Here is a 19175-nt window from a genome sequence, read left to right as displayed (position 1 = left end):
TCCTGAATTGTCAAAGAGGAGGAGAGCAAAGGACTTTGATCTGTTATACGATCTGCATTTCAACAAAAAAATGAGTCTAAAAGAAATTGGCCGGAAATATGGTTATTCACCTCCCTACATCCGTCAAGTTTTTAAGGATCAAGGAATTGAGCACTTGGCGTTTAAAAATCAGAATAAGAATTAAGGAAATTAACGGATACGTTAATTCTAAAAACATCTAAGACTGTTTTTGAGAACAGTCTTTTTTATGTAGTAAAAATATCTTAAATTGTGAATGAATATTTGATCACCGTAGTGATTTCTGAACAGTTTCAAATGCAGGACTTCCTTGCCTTTTTTAAACTAATATTATAAAAACAGGAAAAAATATTAGTATTTTATGGTATTGTGGTCAATGTGTTGAACAATAAAATTAGGGATAAAGGAGAGTTTAAATAAAATTCTTTTGATGGTGCTTGCAGCCGTTATAGCCATCCCTACTGTTGGAGCTTCGGCCTCAGAAGTGCAAAAAGCAAGTGTTTCTAAACAGGACGTGCAATTTACTTATAATCCTACCGAGCTTCAAAAACTAGCTAAAGAATACTCAGTCCCACCAGTTAAAGAAAAAGGCATTTTAAATGCTGCTGAAGAATTAAAAGGTCTCGAAAATGGTAACTCACAAGATCAAATGAGTACTATGGGAGCTAAAAGCGCCGCAGCTAAAGAAGCGATTAAGGTTATTAGAGGACTAGCGAATAATGCTTGGGCAAAAGACATTTTAGGTACAATGTTTGGAAAGTCCACGGTAAACAAGATTATTAAAAACACAAACAAAATTTGTAAGGTTCTCGAAGATATAACCGGAGCTCCTAAAGAGGTTGCTGCTATGGCAAGAAAACAAATCCCGCCAGCTATTAAAGGTGCAGTTGGCGCAGGAGTTGCTGAAACAATTGGCATGGCAGTAGAATATATCATCCTTGCTGCAGATTATCTTGTTCTTTAAATACTAAAATTAAAGGTGATAACATGACTGGAAATCGTTTTGTAGACTGGTGTAACGAAAATAACTTAAATTCTAAAGATGAAACTTTTCTCGTCCAGTTGTCAGGTGCATTTTGTAATTATGAAAATGATAAAGCGAAAGAAATGAATAAACAACTATTCATTAACCGATACGGTGAAGAGCTTGGAATTAGCTCCATTAAAGGAGATAATCGATCAGAATATGAAGAAATTATTCGTACTTATGAAAAGAATAATTACAAGCAGAACGAAATTAATATAGATGAACTGCTTCAGGTATTATTTGAGACAGAGATGATGTTATCTTTAAAAGAAAAGTTTTGATAAAATCCTAATTGATGTATCATAGGGGTTTAATCAGCCACTATAGGCCACAGAGTCCCTCACACGCTCAGTGGTTTTGAATGTATCCAAATAAAAAAAGAAGCCTCAGAGGACTTCAAAATAATTAATTCTTCTCACATGCAAAGTTGTCATTATCCCGATCCATCTTAGATGTATAAGCAGGGTGAGTGCTTGGTACTCCATGCGGATATTTCTTTCTCAGCTCTGTGCAGTTTGCAAAGTGTTCTGTTCCTCCAGCAGAAGGGGAGGCTTGTGCAGAGTTAGAAGAGCTGCTTGATGCTGAACCGCTTGAGTTCGATTTATGTGTCTCGGATTGGTGTGTTGCAACTGACTTTTGAGCCGGCTTAGATACACTTACTGATTTCTTCGGTTTCGTTACGCAGCCATTAAATCCTTTATCAGTCGCATATCCATTCTTACTCCAAATCTTCAAGTCTTTATCTTTCGCAGCTTGCTCATCTTTCTTATACGTGTCTAAATACTTCGTGTTTGGCTCATATACATAAGCTACTCGTGCTAATCCTTCTTTAAGCAGTGTTTCTTGTACTGATTTGCCATCTGCATAAACGTAAGCTAACAGTCTTCCATACTTATCTCTGCGGTCACCTTTATCAAATTCAAGCTGTAGCTTACCGCTATTGACCAATTCTTTATTTCGCTTAGATGAATCCTCACCATGTGGCTGAACACAAGAATTTGGTTTCTTCGTCTCAGGTGTATCAATAAGCAAGTAGCAGACTGTGTCTACATTTCCGTTGTAGTTAACTTTAATTGTGTAACCATCAACTGCTCTATCTAATTTAACATCGACCAATTCTTTTTTGTCTTTTTTCTTAGATTTGTCAGCAGTTTTTTCTTTAGCAGCTTCCTTTTGTTCTGTTTTCTTTTCTACATCCGTAGACGCTTGTGACGTTTCTTTTTCTGTGCTTACTTTTTCAGAATCATTTGAGCTGCAGGCTGCCAATGATAAGCTCAAAGTGAATCCTGAACCCAGTAAAGTTTTAACATACCCCAACAAAACTTAAACAGAGATGTGATTATATTTTGGGAAAATTAAATTTAGAAACAATAATTAGATACAGGATTATAATTATTGATGGTTTACCGATATAATTAGAGAACAAACATTCTAAAAGGGGGAATGAAGTTGAAGAAAGTATTATTGGGTTTTTAAAGTCGGAAAATCAAATGGAACTTAATTAAGTGTTTGTACCTTCGGATATATTAGAGGTTTGTTATTCAATAAAAGGGTAATTAAAATTCAAATAATAGGTGGAGTAAAATTGTCCAGTAAAGGGATATGGGAGGAGCAAGTATGGGACAAAAAAATAGACAGCACTATGTTCCGAAATTTTATTTGAGAATTTTTCTGAAACTGACAAATCAATTAGCACATTTAATATCATGAATTCATTATACATCCAAAATGCTTCGATTAAAGATATGTGCCAAAGAAACAATTTCTACGGTGACGACAAAGTAGTTGAGGATTTTTTAGATAAAGAGATTGAAAGAAAAGCCGCGAGAATTTTAAAGAAAATTATAGACACGAACAGTATCATACACTTTGTTAATGAAATAGAAGATTATGAACATCTACTTACTTTTTTATTAGTTAGTGAGGGAAGAAATTTAAGGAGTGCTGACTCAGCAGAAAATGCAGCTGATAAACTGATTAAAACAATGATTAAGGGACACCCTAATTTTAAAGAAGTAGATTTAGAACAATTTGAAATCAAGATAAATCAACCTGCTAATAATATTATAGGTATTGCTTTAGAAAGTTCCCCGCTAATTTATGATTTGGAACCTATCTTGATATTACAGAAAACATCAAGACAGTTCATAACATCAGATAATCCATTAGTTCGTTACAACTCATTTTATATTGGAAGGAATTATTATGGAAGGGGCTTTGGCCTTGTTACTAGAGGGCTACAGTTGTTCCTCCCAATATCTCCCCAGCACTGTTTACTCTTTTACGATAGTGTAGCATATGATATTCCAGGGGAAGAAAATGGTATTCTAACATTAAAAAGAGCCCGAGAAATAGATTATTTAAATGAGCTGTTCTATTTAAATTCTTATAATAATACTTTCTTTAATCAGAGAATAAAAGAAGACTATATTAGAAAAATTCATAATAAAAATAGGAATACTTCCAAAATTAATGAACTAGATAAAGAAGTTAAATTTTACCATTCATCAGAGGATAATAACCAAATAATAAGTCTCTCACACAATAGAGTTACCAAAAAAATTAATCTTCCGTGGATTACTGATTCTAGATTTGCAAAAAGCTTAGTTCTTCCTCGACATATGGGAGGGTTACAAAGAATGGAATCACCAATTATCAGAGAATATATGAAGAATACTAGAGCTAATTTTGAAAATCAACGATAAAGATATCTTTGGTCATAATTATTTTTAATTTCACGGACGAATTCCCTTTTTCGTCATCAAGATTAACACTACATTCTTACTTAACAATTTATTTCAAAATTAAAAATCCATTTCCAATCAAATAACGATGTATTTCTTGAGCCTAACTATGGGGGAGGGGAGAAAAGCGCAGTAAGGATAGAGTTAGGATAGAGTTTCCTTCTGGCTCTACGGATAGGATAGTAATTAAAACAGCAAATAACACTTACATTTTGTTCACCACAAGTGCTGCTTCAATTATGAATAAAATTGTTACTGATTAACAAATTCGTATCCTCAGTAATTATTCTGAGGAGTATGGGGGTGTTTTTATTGACTAACTTTGTCCATAAGACTATCAATGGTTTGAAAAGTCTTTTAGATGAAAAAGGGGCTATTAAATTGTTTTGTTCTGAGGGATATATTATAGAGAGCCTTGTGACTTTTTCTCCAAACAAAGCGTCTCTTAGTGAAATCCAAAACTTTCAGTCGAATCATAAATTCACTCTTCCTGATGATTACCTGAAGTTTATTTCTCAGCATAATGGTGCGAAAATTTTCGAAATTCTTTCAGAGGGTGAGAATATTGGAAGAGGACTTCATCTATTTAGCCTTGAAGAAATAGAAGAAGAACTAAAATACGAGCTTTTGTTTGAAGGTATCAATGGAATACCTGTTGGCTACCTGTTGGAAGAATGTCATTTAATGATCGACAAGGATAGAGTGAATCAAGGTGATCCTAATTATCTATTTATATTTGAAAGTGGTTCAGAATATAATCCATTAAATTTAAACTTTGAAATATTTTTAGACCGATATATTATGTCGAACGGGGATGCTTTTTGGGACTGGAAATACTATACAGCTGAAAATTATTACAGGACGAGATAAAACTGTGTATGACAGTCGGAACGGACTGTCTTTTTCTGTTAATCAAATAATAAAGCTATGGTAAAATTTAGATGAAATAAGTGGGAAGGAGACAGATATGAAGGTATTTGAAGCATCCTCGTTAATCTCAGCAGCGGAAAAGCGAGCAAAAGAATATGATCAGATTAGAGAACAATTTATCAATCTCAGAAAAGCTTTTCAGGGAATGGCTGACTTAGATGACAGTGAGTTTTCAGGTAAAGGTGCTGATAACATCAAAGCATTCTTCCAAGATCATGCAGGTGTTACTGACAGCTGGCTTGATCTAATAGATATGAAGATTGCGTTTCTTAACAGTATTTCTGGAAAAGTATCTGATGCGGGATTAGCCGATTCGTTTGTGGAAGAGTCATTTTTAGAACATGAGTTGATTCATGCGAAGAATAAATCAAAAGCCATCATGCAAGAGCAGCGGAATGAAATGAGGGATATTCTTAACGAGATAAGCGATATTGTCCCTATGCAGGTTTTTTCAACAGAGGGTGTCGATCAAAAGCTGGAATCAGCAGACAAAAAACGGGACGATACCATACATAAACTCGGCAAGCTTGATCACGATCTAACGAAAGAATACGCCGAAACAGAAGCGAACGAACAGTTCATCCAGGCCGACTTTCAGCAGCTCCAAAATGCAACAGGCCAAGGAAAAAACGCCACTCCGCTTCACTATAACGCCAAGGCGTACAGAGAAAGTGACATACATAAGAAAAAAGGCGAGATTGCAAGACATTCAGACGCTTACCTGACAATTAAAAAGGAAGAAGCGAAAGAGCGGAAAATCAAGGATCTTAAGAAAAAGCTCGCTGATGGAGTAACTGATCCTGATGAATACTTGGAGATTGCTAAGAAGATCGGCTATGAAAACCTTGAACCTTCCCAGCAACAGTATGTGACGCAGCTTGAACAAGCAAAACAGCTGGAAGAAGCCGGAGAAGTAACTTGGGATATTTTAAAAGGAGCCGGCGTCGGTCTTTATGATGTCGGGAAAGACACGGTAACAGGTTTATGGCAGCTGATCAGCAAGCCTGATGAAGTTGTTGAAGGTATCATAGGGGCAGTTGCTCATCCAATTAACACGTATAATGCCATTTCAACAGCTATTGAGGAATCGTATCAAAAAGATATGGTAAATGGAGATGCGTATTCCAGATCAAGATGGGTGACATATGCGGTCGGTTCAGCAGCTGTGGCTGTCGTCGGAACGAAAGGCGCGGGAGCCGTTAACAAAGCTGATGCGGCGGGGAAGGTCATAAACAAGGCAGGACAGGCAGGGAAGAAAATTAAAGATGTTAAGATTGCAGATTTGCTTCCTTATAACTCTAAGTATGATCTTGCCTTGGCCGATAACGTACCATACAATGTGGTTGACAGCCAAAACCTTAAAAATGAACTTTTGACCAATGCAAAGAAAATCCCGGATGGAACGAGAAAGCCATTTACTGGTCAGAAAGTAAAAGTCCCTTGGTTAAATAAAGAGAAGTATGAGGCCTATGAAATAGATGGCAAAGTAAAAACAAAAGGGAAAATTAGAGATGTAAGCCGTAGGGTATATACAATGAAAGATATTGATCTTAATCAAAAAAATCGTAAAGGCCTTACGAATCTTCAACTAATGAAAAATGGTAATGCTCCTTATGCAAAAGATGGAACCCAAATTAATTTGCATCATTTGATCCAAGAAGAGCCTGGTACTATGCTGGAGATACCTGAAAGCTGGCATAATAAGTACAGTGATGTTTTGCATGGATTAAAAGGGAATGGACAGAGTTTTAGAAATGATCCAGTACTTGATAAACAATATAAAAGTTTCAGAAGAAGGTATTGGAGATGGAGAGCTCAGCAATTTGAGAACCAAGAATAAGAGGTGAAAGTTTAATGGATTATTCGAAAATAAAAACTTTCTTTGATGAAAATAAAGAAAATTCAATTCTCACGGGGGGAGTCACTGAAGACCAGATTAGAGAAATAGAAGAGCATCTCAATGTAACTCTTCCAGACAGCTATAAATGGTTTTTAACTGAGTATGGTTCAGGGGGAGCATACGGGACTATGATACTCGGTTATGACTCTCACGGTGCTGAAGTTGTCGAACAGACCAATGAATATAAAAAGTATTATAACCTTTCTGATGGTCTCGTAGTTATCGAATATGTAGATGAATTTTCTTATTGTCTTGATACTAACAAGATGAAAAATGGTGAATGCCCCGTCATTCTTTGGGATAACCAAGAGGGATATGGTAAACAAGTTAGTAGCACATTCCTAGAGTTTTTAATAGAGGAACTAGAAGAAGCGAAAGACGACTGGATTGAGGATGAAGACTGGGACGCTTAAGCAAAAGTATTACACTTGTGTGATCTATAAAAAATGGTTTTATCCAATAAATAAATTTTTTGTAAATAATTCCAATGGTTTCGTTTAATCTGTTATAATCAAACTGTAAAATATAAACTGGTTATAGTGTATTTCTTTAATAAGAAATGCATAAAATAAAAGAGTATGGTGTTGATCACACCCCGTCAAAAGGCTTACTCGATGCGGTTTCTTAGTAGACCCATCCCTTCAGGTTCTGAGGCTTAAGGGAGGTCTATTTTTATTTATATACGTCAACAGGGCGATTATAAACGACCCGAATGCAAGCATTAACATTAATGCCTGAAATGTTGACATAAGCATCACCCCCTTTCTATAGGGGGGAGCAAGACTCCCTTAAGTAAGCATACTTAATGTACAGGAATCATTTATATGTCGTTAAAAACCCATTCAGTTACTAAAACGAAAAGAACCATGTTAGAATCAGGTTCTTTTTTTGTATTTAAGTTAAATATCTCGCTGGAATTACCGATAAATAACATGTGGAATAATACCAATGGGGTTAAAGAATTGAAAAATGTACTTAGTTTAGTAACAATTACACTTCTTGCTGTTACAACGATGTTTTCCATTCACACATCGAGAGCAAAAGCAGTTGAAGCAGTACCGCTTTACAGTCTTTAGATTCTTTCCGTCACATCAGATGGCAACAAATTTGCTTGGGAATCCATTACAAGCAGCAAACCAAATGCAACAAATGTTTTGAAAGGTGACAAGCTGCATATTAAGGTTCGCTTTATGGGCTATACAAATTCAACCGTCATTAAAGCAAAGGATGGGAGAAATTTGTTATACAAAGGTGAAGCGAACATATACAAATATGACCCTATACTTGGACAAAACAAAGTTGTGATAGGATGGGACAAATACATTGAAATTCCAATGAACGAACTTCCTTCAAATGAGATTCAAGTTGAAGGTCTTGGGAAAAACATGAAAATCATTTATAGCAACGTTGTAAAATTCGAGAGAGGGTGAATGTTATGGAAGGTCTAAATAACTCTTACAATATCACGAAAGATCCGAAGTTTTTAGCGTTTTGCAGTTTAGCGACAGAAGGCGCAGGAATTAGTTCGAATCAGCAATGTTCAATTGGTTTTACTGAATTCAAAGAAGCGCTGGAGAATGGCAAAGTAGTTGATAATAAAAACCTTAAAAGCAGTTCAGAGTTAAATCACCAGTTTGATTACTGGAAGTCCAGAATAACTGGGGGACGAGCTGTAACTGAAACTGATAATCAAGTGCTGGATATCATCAAACAAGCATACAATCTCGGAATGGTTACGAAAGATAATATGCTTTTGAGAAATCAAGCAATTAACGCGTATAAAACATCTATTTAATTTAAAATCAAAGCCCCTTATCGTACAGGAAGGGGCTTTTTGCTTTGCACCTATTCTTTATGTTTAATCTAAAACCATAAAGTCCTGCACTTTTGTTTCTTCTTCAGGCAAATCAAATTCATTAAGTTTCTTTTTAGTACGGATATCAAAAATCCCCATATAGCCACCAATGCCTTTTTTGTTTTCCTCTTGTGAAATCACATAAAGTTTTTGATCTTTAAACTTTGCATTCATATATGGAAATTGTAAATCGAATTTTTCAAAAGAAAAATCTTGACCGTACTCAAGTAAGCAGGTGTATCGGGATTTGTTAATATATGTAACGTAAAATTTGTTGCTTTTTTTGTCGTAATATACAGTGTCCGCTTGTTCAAGATCATCAGGATATTTTATGAATTTTGATTTCCAGGATCCTTTTTCGATTACAGTTAGTTCATTTTCTGAGCTAGCCACAACATATTTTTCAGAGTGATCAAATACATCTCCATAGGAAGCTAATCCAATCGTTTTTATAATTTCTTCTTTTTTTCTATCAATGACGTACATAGACATTCCTTGAATGATGTAAATATACCTCTTATCGCTTCCTCCCATGGTTACGAGGGTAGGCAAAGTCAGGCTATATTTTTTATTGAACTTTTTATCATTTACTTTCAGTTCATTTCCATTGGTGTCGACATTATAGGCTTTTACGATAACATCCTCTCCTTGATACCAAAAAGCAAATGGATTGGACAATTGATGTTCCTTAATGGTGTTGTTATTTAATGTGTAATAATATGGTTCATGTTCAGCTAACAAGACGATATCGTCTGAAGAAGGTTTTTTTTGGATATATGGGTATATCCGGTACCTTAAAGTATCGTTTATTGAATTTTTCTCCTTGGGATGTGGATATGAGTACGCTTTTCTTGATGAGTGGATTTGAATAGATAAAAAAGATTTTATCCTCGGTTGGATTAATTTTAGAAGTACTTACAGAGTGTTCACCTTTATTTATAAAGAATGCATTGATCAACAATATAACTATTGCACCAATTAGAACTCCTGAAATCCCATATAAAACATAAGACTTTTTCATATAACGCTCCTTATCTTTTATATAAAATAAAAAGACACTTGCAGAATAAATCTGCAAGTAAATTAAATGATTAGGAGCAGACAGTTTTTGATGAGCGGTCAATATCCAGATGTGACAAGTGCTTCTCCATTACTGTTTAGGTCTGTTCCTTTTGTGTTTTTGTATGCTTGCCACACAAGTTTAGAGCAATACTATTTATTTGTGCTTTTTTGGTTGCAGCTACTGAATAAGGCTTACCTGTTTTACTACTAGCATATGTCTGAGCCTTTACCTTATCATAGATATCTGCGCCCTTATGCTTTTGAATCGCTTACTCCAGTTGTTCTGATAATTCCTTACCCTTTTCCAGCCCATGCTTCCATAATTTTGTTATGGACTGGATAAGAAATAAATACGGATCTAAAAGCGATCTTACGAGCTGTTTCTTATACACCTGGAGGCACAGCTTTGCATAGAGCAGGTTTGACAGGTGATCACAAATCATAAAATAAAAAGCCCACTCATATGAGTAGGGCTAAATTAATTTTTAACCTCCGACTGGCCTTTCAGCTACCTGGATGTTAGATGGTGAATCTGTACTCAATTGCGTTAAAGCTACCCCACTTAAAATTACAGTTAAAATAGATACGCAAAGCACAATTTTTTTCATAAGATTCCCTCCACCTGATTCATTTTCTGTTCAGCCCAAATTTTTTCATTGAAAAAGCTTGTTGCTTCTTCAAAAGCACCTATTGATTCAAACCTTTTTGCAGCTATGTAGGACAATTCATCTACACTTTCAAGGTCATTTTGTTGTTTTAAAAACTCAATATAACGGATGCAATTATTGAAGTTGTTTTTTAATTCACCACAATATAGGTTGTATAGGATGCTAATTTTGGCTTCGTATATCTTATTCTCCATTAATATGAGTCTTTCCTGTGCTTTATTGTAAAAATTAATGGCTTTCATTTTTTCGTCAATTTTAAATAGTTCCTTAATCATCATGAATAAAGAATTTATATAATAATTTGAATTCATCCAAGATTCATTTCCAATAGCTTTTTCGAGAGATTTAATGCACTTATCAGGTTTGTCCCAATCAGAATACACGATACTAAGGTTGTGATATAACTGAGCTTCCAAATATTCATCCTTTGTTTCTTGTGCAATGTCTATTGCTTCTAAATAATATGTTTCTGACTCTTCAAACCGTTTCATATCGGAATAGTTTGCAGCCGCAATCATTGTTGAAGTTGCCAGTTTGCATTTATAATCAGGGTGTCGCTTATATATTGCAATTGCATTCTTGATGTAGTGTTGTGCCACAATGCTTTGTTTAACAAGAGTGTATAAGTAGGAGACCTTGGAGTAGAATTCAGCTGCTTCAATTTCATCCGGAATTTCTGCAAGCTTTTTCTCCGCTAATCCATATAAGTTAATTGCTCGATCATAATTTTTGTTGTATGCCTCGTACATTGCTTCGAATAAATAAAAGTTATATTCCAATTTATCGTTCGTTCTTTTTATGAAATTTTCATTCTCTTCAGTGAAATAAGTGTGCTTTTGTAAAGGCTCTCCGCGTGAAGAGTGTAGCAACATTTTGTGTCTTTCTTCTAATAAACTGTAATATGCAAGAACTTCTTGATCCTCTTCCATATCATCGAACAGGCTTTTAATCTCTGAGTAATATTTTATTGACTCATGTACCTTTTGTTTCTTTATAGCAATGTACCAATCATTCAGTGTAGTAGCAACAACTTCTGAAGCGATCTTGCTCATCCAAACCCCTCTTTCTGAAAATTTCAAAAATCCTTTGGGGATAATCATAACATAGTCATTGAAAAAATTGTAAAAGGATGTAGAGATTTTGGGATTTTCTAATTTGAAAAAACGAAAAAAATACCCTCCTCGTTAGAGAAGGGTACGTGATCAGTTTGCTGTTGCTTTTAGTAAGGCAAGCCATTCATCTAATGTTCCTGAGAAACCTTGTTGAACGGCTAATTCATATGCTGATTTTCCATCTTTACCAGCAGCACCAGTAGCTCCTTTAACCCCGGTTGCACCTGTAGCTCCAGTATCGCCTTTTTCACCTTTTAATGAAGCTAACCATTCCTCTACAGTTCCTGAAAAACCATTGTCCACTGCAATATCATAAGCAGACTTCCCAGTGACAATTGAGACATTAACAATCGGATTGAAGAAACTCATTTATGCGCGCCCCCAAAAAGTTATATGTTATTCCTGACTCAGAAATCTTGAAGCTTGTGATAGGTGATTCATGAGCTTCCATTTGAAAGCCTTGTCCAGCTCTTAAATTGATAGGATCGCCACCATTGATTGATACGTGGCATTCCTGATCATTTGAAAAGCTGAACTTATAGAAAGAATATTTAATCGTCCATGTCTCAGGAGGAGAAGGGATCACTTCATGGTTAGATTCTGACTTCTCAAGCATTGGGCTCCCGATATATCCAGATCCTATTTGCATGATCAATAATCATTAATTAAAAATGAAAAAAAGAGGAGATAAACTCCCCGAGCTATTTAGGCGGTGGTCTCCCTAAGATAGATATCACTGCTGAATATTATGTGATTGCGTATGCCAAAGCTTTCGGAGACAGACCGATAATTTCAAGCTGTGATGGCAAAAGTTTTGAGGGGGAAACTTGTTGGATCGTTGATCATCACATTTTAATGGCTTTAAATTAAGATAAAACAGCAGTTTAATTAGATTTTCAAAACGATTCTTTATCATCGCAAAGAAAAAATGTAAAATTCACCTATAGGCTTGAGTTGCCAATGACATTTAGACGTCCGACTGCTTGGGGGGAGAGATTTGAAAAATAAACTTGAAAAATTGCTTCTTGAAAAGGGTGTATTTGAATTTCATATTAAGGAAATGAAGGAAACCGCAAATATAAGTGAGTATCCATATGAATTGTATTATGATAAAGTCGGAAAGAGCGAAAAACTATATCGGGATGTTCCGTTAAAAAAAATTAAGGGTTTAGGGTTCAGGGGAACCAGTGGTGTGTCTTGGTTTGATCACGCATGTTATAACGGTACAGATAATATTGACATCGGCCGATGTGAAAAAGCTTTTGAATACTTGAAAAAACAAAGCCTAGAAGAATTCCACACTTATTATCAACACTCACCAGTGAAATTGATTCATTATGAAGATGACGACTTTTATGCTGTTTACGGTGATGGAACACACCGTACAATTTGGGCCAAGATAACAGGAGCTCCAACAATTTATGCTCAAGTAACTAGAGCAAGAAAGAATCCTTCCTTATATAAATCATACTTAAGATTTAAAGAATTAGAATCACAGATTAATAAGTATTTTGAGGAGAATGACCTTAGCTGGGGAGTTAAAAATACTCGATACTATTCAGAAATCCTTTACAAAGGTATGCCCGTAGCACTCTATTCTATAGATCCGCCTTACTCATTTAAACGATCTTCCTACAGTCTCAACGATCAAAAGTTGGACACTTGGAATAAGCAATTAAATGAATTTATGATTGAGTTTGAAGAAAGTTTTCGCTATAGAAAAATCTTTCGCAATGTTATGAAGATTACGCCCGGAAAATTAGAGCACAAACTTTTTTCTTTTATTGAAAAGATAAGTGAAAGTTGGTCTGCAGCAAATGGAAAGGCAAGAATTATAAAACAAGGATTCGATATGCATTGTATCGATAAAAAAATCATTTAAGTTACTTTAAAATATGTACAACAGCATGAGGGATGACGAAGAAACTAAAGGAGAAGTGATGAAAAAGTTAATAATTTTATGTTTGGGTATTATCGGGGTATTTCTTATAGTTCAGTGTAGTAAATTTAACAACAATACAGAAGTTTATGTGGATACTCAATTAGAGGAAAATCACGATGATGAAAATGAAAGAAAAAGTTATTATGACAATGATTCAAGTCAAGAAAGTGAAGCGCTTAATGACAAATATTTAAGCCGAGAAGAGAATAAGGAATATGACATTTACGCATATGATTTAACAACCAGGGAAATTCAATCACGTAATGGACAAGACGAATATGTTTATAGAGGCAACGTGATCTCTAGTAGTCAAGCCGAAAGCTATGGTTATCACACAACACCAATTACTAAGGAAGTAGCTAAAACAATTAAATTTTGGAGGAACGATGTAGATTTTGTTCCTAAAAAGGGTGAGATTGTTCTGGTTAAATTTCCTAAGGGTAATTATAAAACCTATATTGATATTGAGCTTATGTATAAGCCAACTGGAGATTGGAATTGGTGAACAAAACATCAACGGGAATCGGGCTGCCTACATAAGAACAGCCCTTGCAGTTAGCTCGCAATCCTTGCTTTGACTGGTTTGTTTTTCTTGATATTACGTAATTTAAGAGCGGGTTTTTCCACTATTCTGTACGAAAGAAATGCGGATGCAGCAGTAACAGCAATTAGGGCTATGATCAGCGGGTAATCAGACAATGTTTTATTAATTCCAGTGTATAAGAAGATGTTGATGATCACCATGTGCCATATGAAAATCCCCATACTGATATCATCTAACCGGTTCAGCTGCCACAATATCTTCGGCCCATTGTAACCGAACCAGACGATTGCATAGCTTAGGGGGACGAACCATGAAAAGTTCCATAATGTGCTGTTTATTGAGCTGAGATGTAGAGATGTAGAAGGTCAAATTTAAAGAATAAAAATAAAATTATTGAAGATAAGAATAAAACAATATGCCGCGGTGACTTACTCCATGCCTTTGCCCAGAAGATGCCCAAGGTGAAATAAAACATCTGCGGCAAAAAAGAATGTAAGTATAGGCTGCCGATTACATTACCTGGCAAGAACTTCAAAGCCACGAAAGAAATCAGCACACTAAAAGCGGAAACAGCAAAAGAACAAAGAATCATTTTTTTGAATCCGAAGCATTTATAAAACCAATAAATTGCGGGTAACACCAGGTAAAAGCTAATCTGAACAGGAATTGTCCAAAGTGAATCGTTAAGGCGACCTGTGCCAATGTGATGGAATATGTCAGGGAAGTATTGAGGGTATAACACAAAATTGCTAAGAAGCCATGACCAGTACTCTTTAGTAGTGAATACTGTTAATGAAAGAGCTCCTAGAACAATTAACAGGATGGTGAGGCAATAGTATAGGTGTAAATTGCGGGTGCGATCCTGATAATTCGGCTCCAATAAAAATCCGTTACATTATTTCCTTTAAGCTTGTATCTCTCATAAGAAGTGAAAAGAAAAAATGCGCTTAGAAAAAAGAAGATCGATATGCCGGTGTGAAATATTGCTTTACTCCCTGGAGTATAGCCAAAGACAGAAATGTTTAGATCTCTTGTAGCATGACCAATCAACACACAAAGAGCAGCAAAAAGCCTGACAAGAAAGAAACAATTAGAGTGTTTTACATTCATTAAAAGAACCTCTTTCCTATACCATATGTCGAATAAGCAGTAAGGTTACCTATAAGCAGTGATGATTATATCATAAAAATGGAAGATTTGTTCTTGAAAATGAACTAAAATAAATATTTTTGTTCTCAATAAGATGTATTTGTGTGATATAGGGAGGTGTAGATACTTATAAATACACGTAGATATTCATAGATACATGTATATCTAGCTATATCATGAAGAATACAGATAAATCACGAAGCTTCTGCCTGTTCTTTCACCTTTATTTCAAATATAGTATAATTTGGAAAAGGGGGAGAGGGAATGAAAAAGCTAATCTTTTTGGTTGTGATTTGCATTGCATTGGTTTTATATTGAGTTTTAACACACCAAGTGCTGAGGCGAAGCTTACATTAGACTACAAAAATGTGAATTTTCACATGAGTGAGGATTCAGAGAGTTTTTCAATGGCAGATTATTTTGATCGGAATTATGATCGCACTTGGTTCTTCTACAAATTCACAATTAGCAATGCAGAAGGGTGTACTCTAAATATGAAAATCAGTAGGATAACTCTTGCTGGCTGGGTATTTCCACGTAGTGAGAAACAGTTTGTAGGGAACTATGCCGACTATACTGCTACAGATCGAGTAGAGGGAGATGCTAATCGTAATCATATGTTAGAGATTACAAAAAATCCAGGCTGCGGAGATGTGTGGATTAAAGGTATTTATGGGTTTGAACATGAAGATTCATTTGATTGGTAAGCTTAATACATTGTCAAGGTATATCCTTGACCTTTTTTATGGATATAATGATAATTTAAAGTGATCATACATAATGAATGCGAGGTAGTAATATTGATTAAATCAAATTTAAAGCCAATATTAGACGAAAGGAATATCAGTATTCGAAAGCTGTCCAATGATATTAATCATGGTTTTAACACAGTCAGGAAGCTGTATCATGACGAAATGGAGCGATACCCAAGGGATCTGTTGGATAAAGTCTGTACATATTTAGACATTGAATTGCATGAGCTGTTGATTTACAAAAAAGATATTGATCACTTAAAGTGATCATGGTATACTAAAGTTACAAGAACAGTAAATACTTTCAAATTTTCTGAGTCCACATAAAATCGTACTTTTAACCAGATATAAGACATCTAGGACATTGTGTTCCAAGGATTCAATAAAGTTTGTTATGGAAAGGGCATGATGAATGAATGACGATGGTGATAACAGTAATTTCAGATAATAGCATAATTATGACTGCTGATAAAAGAGTAACCAAATCTAACGGTTTTGGTCAAGGATTTGAGGTAGTTTCTGATGATTACAGGAAGATTAAGATTATAAAGGATAAGTACATTGTTTCTTTTGCTGGAAGAGCAGATATAGCAAAAAAAGCATTTGAATACATTGATGCGAAAATAGATGGAATAAACAATTATATTGATCCTCTAATATTTTTCAAAGAGGCATTTAAGAATGGAAAAACATTTTTTGAAACAAGTTATCCTGACATACCCCCAATTTCGGTGTTTTTCCTCGGATATATAAATCAAAATCAGCCGAAATTATACTCTTTTTCTTCAGATGATGACTACATTGGAGTCGAAAGAGAGGCGGCTATAAAGATGCACTCCAACAATCCGGATCAAGAGGACTTGCTTACAGATGAAACAGTAAATTTTATAGGGAGTGAAATAGCCAAACAACCACTTTATTATCAATTCCCTCAAAACCTTTCTAAACTTTATTCTAAAGCAATAAAAAGAGTTGACAATATAATGATCGGTAATTCAACTTACTCTGTTGTATTATCTTCTGCGGGGGTTGAAGAATATAATCATTAAACGTTATTTTCAATAGTCTTTCAATCCATATAAAACTACGATTTTGGGGAGAGTCATAAGTAAAATGAATTATAACCTAATTAGACTAGTTAAAGATTTAATCAGATTAAAGAGAGAAGGTGACTTTTGGGACTTCAAAGAAAAGTGGCATTCTTTTAATGAACTTTTAATTCACGATATTTTATGCTTCTCTAATACTGTTCATGATCGAGACTGTTTTATTATAGTCGGTGTTAAAGATGATGGTGAAGTAGTTGGTCTTGGTGAGCACGAAAGAAAAAAACAAGCTGATTTGATCAATATGGTTAACAGCTTTCCTTTTTCCGGGGAAACCCCAAACATTAAACTTGAACATATTGAGATAGAAGGAAAAGCATTGGACATATTAATTATATTAAATTCTTATTCAGTTCCATTTATTCTCTCCAAAAGGGGAAAAAGTTATAAAAAAATTAAACAAGGCATTGTTTACAGCAGATTTGGTGATACAAATACACCAATTGATCAAGGGGCAAGTTTCTCTACTATAGAGTCTTTATGGAAAAAGAGGTTTGGCTTGAACAAGACAGTAATTGAAAGAGTATCATTTCTGCTAAATAACTCGAATGATTGGGTTGAAAATGAAGTGGGTTTTTATCACCTCTATAATCCCGAATATTCATTGGAATATGGCGACTATGAAAGTGGAGATCCTGCATTTTATTCATACTGTATGGATAATGAGCACACAAGTTATCAAAAGATTAAATTAAAATTTAATGGAACTATATTAGAGGGATACAATACAGCAATTTTGGATGCTGGTCGTTTTAGAGTAGTCACTCCTAAATGGGGTTTTATTGTTTTTGATATAAATGAAAAGTTTAGTTTTAGATATTATATTCATAATGAAAACGATTATAAATTGAATGACCTTTTACTTAATGAAGAAAATTATGAGGGAATAATAGCACGAAGGAATTTCTTTGAAGTAATCTTAGTATTCAATTCTGAAGCAGAAAAAGAAGATTTTGCTGATTATGTTCAAGTCAATCAAAATCAATTCCTGTCTAAATTTAAAGATAAGGAAGATGCCTACTACTCAACAGACAACGAGGTTAAAAAGAGCCAAATTATAACAGGGAAAGTCCTTAGGGAAATGTTATATGGCTTTAGAGAGGGGAAAAAATAAAATTTAATAAAAGAAGTGTTTTATAAAGAAGTTTGAAACTTTTCCCATCCTCATTCGTAATTAAAAGAAAATTTAATGGAGGTAAGTAACTACAATGGGGAGAGGAAGATCAATTCAAAAAGCACATATAGAGGTAAATGGAACTTTAAAATCGATTTATGCAAGAGATGTTACAAAAATAATGAAGGATAGAAGCCAAGTTTTTTATTGTCCAAATACAAATTGCAACGCTAAATTAAGTCATAATAAGGGGTGTGGTAAGAACCCTAAACCATATTTCTTTTTGCGGAGACTACCAAACGGTAAGCCAAACAACCATATAAATGGTTGTAGTTATCTAATTCCTGATGAATATGTGGATGTATTTGAAGTAAATGAAAAAAGGACAAAATACAATGAGGTAAAGTGGGTTGTGCCACTAGAAGAAGAGCAAACCTATTTTAATAATAGCGGGTCTTATAATACAGAAATTTCCAATCGCGCCACTGTAACTGTAAATAAATCAATAAAGGAAATTACTAAACCATATATTCAAAAGCTTATTAGTGTGAGATCTTTCTTTACTTTGAAAAAAGAACTTGCTGCATATGATAAGGAGATTCAAAGAAAGATATATGGAGAATTGCAAGATCAGTGTGTTCTTTACTTGATACAGGATCGAGGAAAATTAAGTAATGATATTGAAAATAAAAAACTTGGTCATGCTTTTTATTTGTTAGGTTATCTATGGATGTCAGAGTGGAGACATCTTAAATTGGCTAACCCTTATTTTCTTTTAAGAGATGCAAACAAAGACATTATAAAATGTTATATCGGGAAAAAAACTGTGAAAAGTGATGTTGGGAGTATAACCTGGGAATTAAAAAAACAAATTGAAGCAGGCACTTCTGAAAAAAGATCTGTTCTTGTTGGTGTTAAAGCAACTGCGATTGGAAAGGAGACTATCGAAACTTTTGATGGTGAAGCAGTTGTTCCTACTATTAAAATTTATGAAATAGACACAGAGTTTTACTGAAAAGAGCATTAAACTAAATGCTCTTTTTCATACCACATCGCCGACATTCACGCAAGAATATACCGCTTTTTACAGAGCTTTTGAACAAAGTATAATTGCAATTGTCGCAGCGTCCATATTTAACATCGGGGTACTCCTTATAATCATATACAACTGTTACATCGTAGCCATTAGTCTCAAAATCTTTCTCTTTCATTTATTTCACCTACACAAAGTATTTAACACTACTATAATACC

At 34.6% G+C, this 19175-nt stretch carries 24 protein-coding genes and 3 pseudogenes; 18 read left to right on the top strand and 9 right to left on the bottom strand.

What is annotated here, in order from left to right; translation table 11 throughout:
* Positions 1-448 precede the first annotated feature (448 nt).
* On the top strand, positions 449-982 hold the full coding sequence (locus NSQ37_RS16965; RefSeq protein WP_099566855.1) for a hypothetical protein: 534 nt from the start codon (positions 449-451) through the stop codon (positions 980-982).
* Positions 983-1005: 23 nt separating this feature from the next.
* Positions 1006-1326 (top strand): hypothetical protein, encoded by a 321-nt coding sequence (locus tag NSQ37_RS16960; protein WP_060562820.1) that lies wholly within the window; start codon positions 1006-1008, stop codon positions 1324-1326.
* 124 nt (positions 1327-1450) lie between these two features.
* Here NSQ37_RS16960 and NSQ37_RS16955 read toward each other — a convergent pair whose 3' ends face one another.
* Positions 1451-2362, bottom strand: coding sequence for a thermonuclease family protein (locus NSQ37_RS16955; RefSeq protein WP_080130248.1), 912 nt, complete (start codon positions 2360-2362; stop codon positions 1451-1453).
* Positions 2363-2751: 389 nt separating this feature from the next.
* Here NSQ37_RS16955 and NSQ37_RS16950 point away from each other — a divergent pair, with 389 nt between their 5' ends.
* The 5 genes and pseudogenes from NSQ37_RS16950 to NSQ37_RS16930 all read left to right on the top strand — a co-directional run bounded on the left by NSQ37_RS16950 (position 2752) and on the right by NSQ37_RS16930 (position 7032).
* Positions 2752-3750 carry a DUF4238 domain-containing protein gene (locus tag NSQ37_RS16950; protein ID WP_253612905.1) on the top strand — a complete coding sequence of 333 codons (999 nt, stop codon included), beginning with the start codon at positions 2752-2754 and terminating at the stop codon, positions 3748-3750.
* A 90-nt stretch (positions 3751-3840) separates the two neighbouring features.
* Positions 3841-4052 (top strand): annotated as a pseudogene (locus tag NSQ37_RS16945) (SunI/YnzG family protein).
* 49 nt (positions 4053-4101) lie between these two features.
* On the top strand, positions 4102-4659 hold the full coding sequence (locus NSQ37_RS16940) for an SMI1/KNR4 family protein (RefSeq protein WP_080130311.1): 558 nt from the start codon (positions 4102-4104) through the stop codon (positions 4657-4659).
* A 97-nt stretch (positions 4660-4756) separates the two neighbouring features.
* On the top strand, positions 4757-6559 hold the full coding sequence (locus NSQ37_RS16935; protein WP_098081512.1) for a T7SS effector LXG polymorphic toxin: 1803 nt from the start codon (positions 4757-4759) through the stop codon (positions 6557-6559).
* A gap of 14 nt (positions 6560-6573) precedes the next feature.
* A complete protein-coding gene (locus tag NSQ37_RS16930) occupies positions 6574-7032 on the top strand; it encodes an SMI1/KNR4 family protein (RefSeq protein ID WP_080130246.1) in 459 nt (152 codons plus the stop codon).
* 228 nt (positions 7033-7260) lie between these two features.
* Here NSQ37_RS16930 and NSQ37_RS16925 read toward each other — a convergent pair whose 3' ends face one another.
* Positions 7261-7374 (bottom strand): putative holin-like toxin, encoded by a 114-nt coding sequence (locus NSQ37_RS16925; RefSeq protein WP_079891058.1) that lies wholly within the window; start codon positions 7372-7374, stop codon positions 7261-7263.
* A gap of 69 nt (positions 7375-7443) precedes the next feature.
* On the opposite strand from NSQ37_RS16925, the gene NSQ37_RS16920 reads away from it, so the two are divergent.
* From NSQ37_RS16920 to NSQ37_RS16910, 3 genes are read left to right on the top strand one after another with little or no spacing between them, the layout of a single operon-like run.
* Complete coding sequence (locus NSQ37_RS16920; RefSeq protein ID WP_080130245.1) at positions 7444-7695, top strand: hypothetical protein; 252 nt, start codon at positions 7444-7446, stop codon at positions 7693-7695.
* On the top strand, positions 7696-8049 hold the full coding sequence (locus tag NSQ37_RS16915; RefSeq protein WP_080130244.1) for a DUF4879 domain-containing protein: 354 nt from the start codon (positions 7696-7698) through the stop codon (positions 8047-8049).
* A 5-nt stretch (positions 8050-8054) separates the two neighbouring features.
* Positions 8055-8414, top strand: coding sequence for a hypothetical protein (locus NSQ37_RS16910; protein WP_045926142.1), 360 nt, complete (start codon positions 8055-8057; stop codon positions 8412-8414).
* A gap of 63 nt (positions 8415-8477) precedes the next feature.
* Here the strand turns inward: NSQ37_RS16910 and NSQ37_RS16905 are convergent.
* A pseudogene (locus NSQ37_RS16905) lies at positions 8478-9495 on the bottom strand (hypothetical protein).
* Positions 9496-9860: 365 nt separating this feature from the next.
* Between NSQ37_RS16905 and NSQ37_RS16900 the strand changes: the two are divergent.
* Positions 9861-9981 (top strand): annotated as a pseudogene (locus NSQ37_RS16900) (DNA polymerase); the annotation flags it as partial.
* A gap of 40 nt (positions 9982-10021) precedes the next feature.
* On the opposite strand, the gene phrK reads toward NSQ37_RS16900, so the two are convergent.
* From phrK to NSQ37_RS16885, 3 genes are all read right to left on the bottom strand, one after another.
* Entirely contained in the window at positions 10022-10144 is a 123-nt protein-coding gene (gene phrK, locus NSQ37_RS16895; protein ID WP_016936664.1) for a phosphatase RapK inhibitor PhrK, read from the bottom strand.
* Positions 10141-11256, bottom strand: a complete 1116-nt coding sequence (locus NSQ37_RS16890; protein ID WP_064115743.1) for a Rap family tetratricopeptide repeat protein — start codon at positions 11254-11256, stop codon at positions 10141-10143. Before NSQ37_RS16890 ends, phrK begins: the two co-directional genes overlap by 4 nt.
* Positions 11257-11406: 150 nt before the next feature.
* Positions 11407-11685: a hypothetical protein gene (locus tag NSQ37_RS16885; protein ID WP_080130242.1), complete on the bottom strand. Its 279-nt coding sequence runs from the start codon at positions 11683-11685 to the stop codon at positions 11407-11409.
* A gap of 628 nt (positions 11686-12313) precedes the next feature.
* Between NSQ37_RS16885 and NSQ37_RS16880 the strand changes: the two genes are divergently transcribed.
* Complete coding sequence (locus tag NSQ37_RS16880) at positions 12314-13198, top strand: NADH dehydrogenase (protein ID WP_076425323.1); 885 nt, start codon at positions 12314-12316, stop codon at positions 13196-13198.
* A gap of 58 nt (positions 13199-13256) precedes the next feature.
* The gene (locus tag NSQ37_RS16875; protein ID WP_232515833.1) at positions 13257-13763 is read left to right on the top strand and encodes a hypothetical protein; all 507 of its coding nucleotides are present in this window, start codon (positions 13257-13259) and stop codon (positions 13761-13763) included.
* A gap of 373 nt (positions 13764-14136) precedes the next feature.
* Here NSQ37_RS16875 and NSQ37_RS16870 read toward each other — a convergent pair whose 3' ends face one another.
* On the bottom strand, positions 14137-14682 hold the full coding sequence (locus tag NSQ37_RS16870; RefSeq protein ID WP_326132867.1) for an acyltransferase family protein: 546 nt from the start codon (positions 14680-14682) through the stop codon (positions 14137-14139).
* On the bottom strand, positions 14616-14912 hold the full coding sequence (locus NSQ37_RS16865; protein WP_223252744.1) for an acyltransferase family protein: 297 nt from the start codon (positions 14910-14912) through the stop codon (positions 14616-14618). Before NSQ37_RS16865 ends, NSQ37_RS16870 begins: the two co-directional genes overlap by 67 nt.
* Before the next feature lie 215 nt (positions 14913-15127).
* Here NSQ37_RS16865 and NSQ37_RS16860 point away from each other — a divergent pair, with 215 nt between their 5' ends.
* The 5 genes from NSQ37_RS16860 (at position 15128) to NSQ37_RS16840 (ending at position 18938) form a co-directional block, all read left to right on the top strand.
* Positions 15128-15658, top strand: coding sequence for a hypothetical protein (locus NSQ37_RS16860; protein ID WP_223252743.1), 531 nt, complete (start codon positions 15128-15130; stop codon positions 15656-15658).
* A 93-nt stretch (positions 15659-15751) separates the two neighbouring features.
* On the top strand, positions 15752-15970 hold the full coding sequence (locus NSQ37_RS16855) for a helix-turn-helix domain-containing protein (protein ID WP_076425319.1): 219 nt from the start codon (positions 15752-15754) through the stop codon (positions 15968-15970).
* 155 nt (positions 15971-16125) lie between these two features.
* The gene (locus NSQ37_RS16850) at positions 16126-16752 is read left to right on the top strand and encodes a hypothetical protein (protein WP_157773904.1); all 627 of its coding nucleotides are present in this window, start codon (positions 16126-16128) and stop codon (positions 16750-16752) included.
* 64 nt (positions 16753-16816) lie between these two features.
* A complete protein-coding gene (locus NSQ37_RS16845; protein WP_076425315.1) occupies positions 16817-17923 on the top strand; it encodes an AlbA family DNA-binding domain-containing protein in 1107 nt (368 codons plus the stop codon).
* Between the two features lie 94 nt (positions 17924-18017).
* Entirely contained in the window at positions 18018-18938 is a 921-nt protein-coding gene (locus tag NSQ37_RS16840) for a hypothetical protein (RefSeq protein WP_076425313.1), read from the top strand.
* 13 nt (positions 18939-18951) lie between these two features.
* Here the strand turns inward: NSQ37_RS16840 and NSQ37_RS16835 are convergent, their stop codons facing one another.
* Positions 18952-19134, bottom strand: coding sequence for a hypothetical protein (locus tag NSQ37_RS16835; RefSeq protein ID WP_076425311.1), 183 nt, complete (start codon positions 19132-19134; stop codon positions 18952-18954).
* Between the last annotated feature and the right edge of the window lie 41 nt (positions 19135-19175).

Origin of the sequence: Bacillus sp. FSL P4-0334, assembly GCF_038004825.1 — a bacterium.
Classification (GTDB): domain Bacteria; phylum Bacillota; class Bacilli; order Bacillales; family Bacillaceae; genus Bacillus; species Bacillus velezensis.
The sequence above is the reverse complement of the archived record's forward strand: the minus strand, read 5'-3'. Positions and strand labels throughout refer to the sequence as shown.

Coding starts and splice junctions, on each gene's coding strand:
- NSQ37_RS16875 (WP_232515833.1), top strand. CDS start 13,257: ATGAAAAAGTTAATAATTTTATGTTTGGGTATTATCGGGGTATTTCTT.
- phrK (WP_016936664.1), bottom strand. CDS start 10,144: ATGAAAAAAATTGTGCTTTGCGTATCTATTTTAACTGTAATTTTAAGT.
- NSQ37_RS16835 (WP_076425311.1), bottom strand. CDS start 19,134: ATGAAAGAGAAAGATTTTGAGACTAATGGCTACGATGTAACAGTTGTA.
- NSQ37_RS16865 (WP_223252744.1), bottom strand. CDS start 14,912: ATGAATGTAAAACACTCTAATTGTTTCTTTCTTGTCAGGCTTTTTGCT.
- NSQ37_RS16925 (WP_079891058.1), bottom strand. CDS start 7,374: ATGCTTATGTCAACATTTCAGGCATTAATGTTAATGCTTGCATTCGGG.
- NSQ37_RS16845 (WP_076425315.1), top strand. CDS start 16,817: ATGAATTATAACCTAATTAGACTAGTTAAAGATTTAATCAGATTAAAG.
- NSQ37_RS16860 (WP_223252743.1), top strand. CDS start 15,128: ATGAAGAATACAGATAAATCACGAAGCTTCTGCCTGTTCTTTCACCTT.
- NSQ37_RS16930 (WP_080130246.1), top strand. CDS start 6,574: ATGGATTATTCGAAAATAAAAACTTTCTTTGATGAAAATAAAGAAAAT.
- NSQ37_RS16950 (WP_253612905.1), top strand. CDS start 2,752: ATGAATTCATTATACATCCAAAATGCTTCGATTAAAGATATGTGCCAA.
- NSQ37_RS16840 (WP_076425313.1), top strand. CDS start 18,018: ATGGGGAGAGGAAGATCAATTCAAAAAGCACATATAGAGGTAAATGGA.
- NSQ37_RS16960 (WP_060562820.1), top strand. CDS start 1,006: ATGACTGGAAATCGTTTTGTAGACTGGTGTAACGAAAATAACTTAAAT.
- NSQ37_RS16885 (WP_080130242.1), bottom strand. CDS start 11,685: ATGAGTTTCTTCAATCCGATTGTTAATGTCTCAATTGTCACTGGGAAG.
- NSQ37_RS16890 (WP_064115743.1), bottom strand. CDS start 11,256: ATGAGCAAGATCGCTTCAGAAGTTGTTGCTACTACACTGAATGATTGG.
- NSQ37_RS16850 (WP_157773904.1), top strand. CDS start 16,126: ATGGTGATAACAGTAATTTCAGATAATAGCATAATTATGACTGCTGAT.
- NSQ37_RS16910 (WP_045926142.1), top strand. CDS start 8,055: ATGGAAGGTCTAAATAACTCTTACAATATCACGAAAGATCCGAAGTTT.
- NSQ37_RS16935 (WP_098081512.1), top strand. CDS start 4,757: ATGAAGGTATTTGAAGCATCCTCGTTAATCTCAGCAGCGGAAAAGCGA.
- NSQ37_RS16965 (WP_099566855.1), top strand. CDS start 449: ATGGTGCTTGCAGCCGTTATAGCCATCCCTACTGTTGGAGCTTCGGCC.
- NSQ37_RS16920 (WP_080130245.1), top strand. CDS start 7,444: ATGTCGTTAAAAACCCATTCAGTTACTAAAACGAAAAGAACCATGTTA.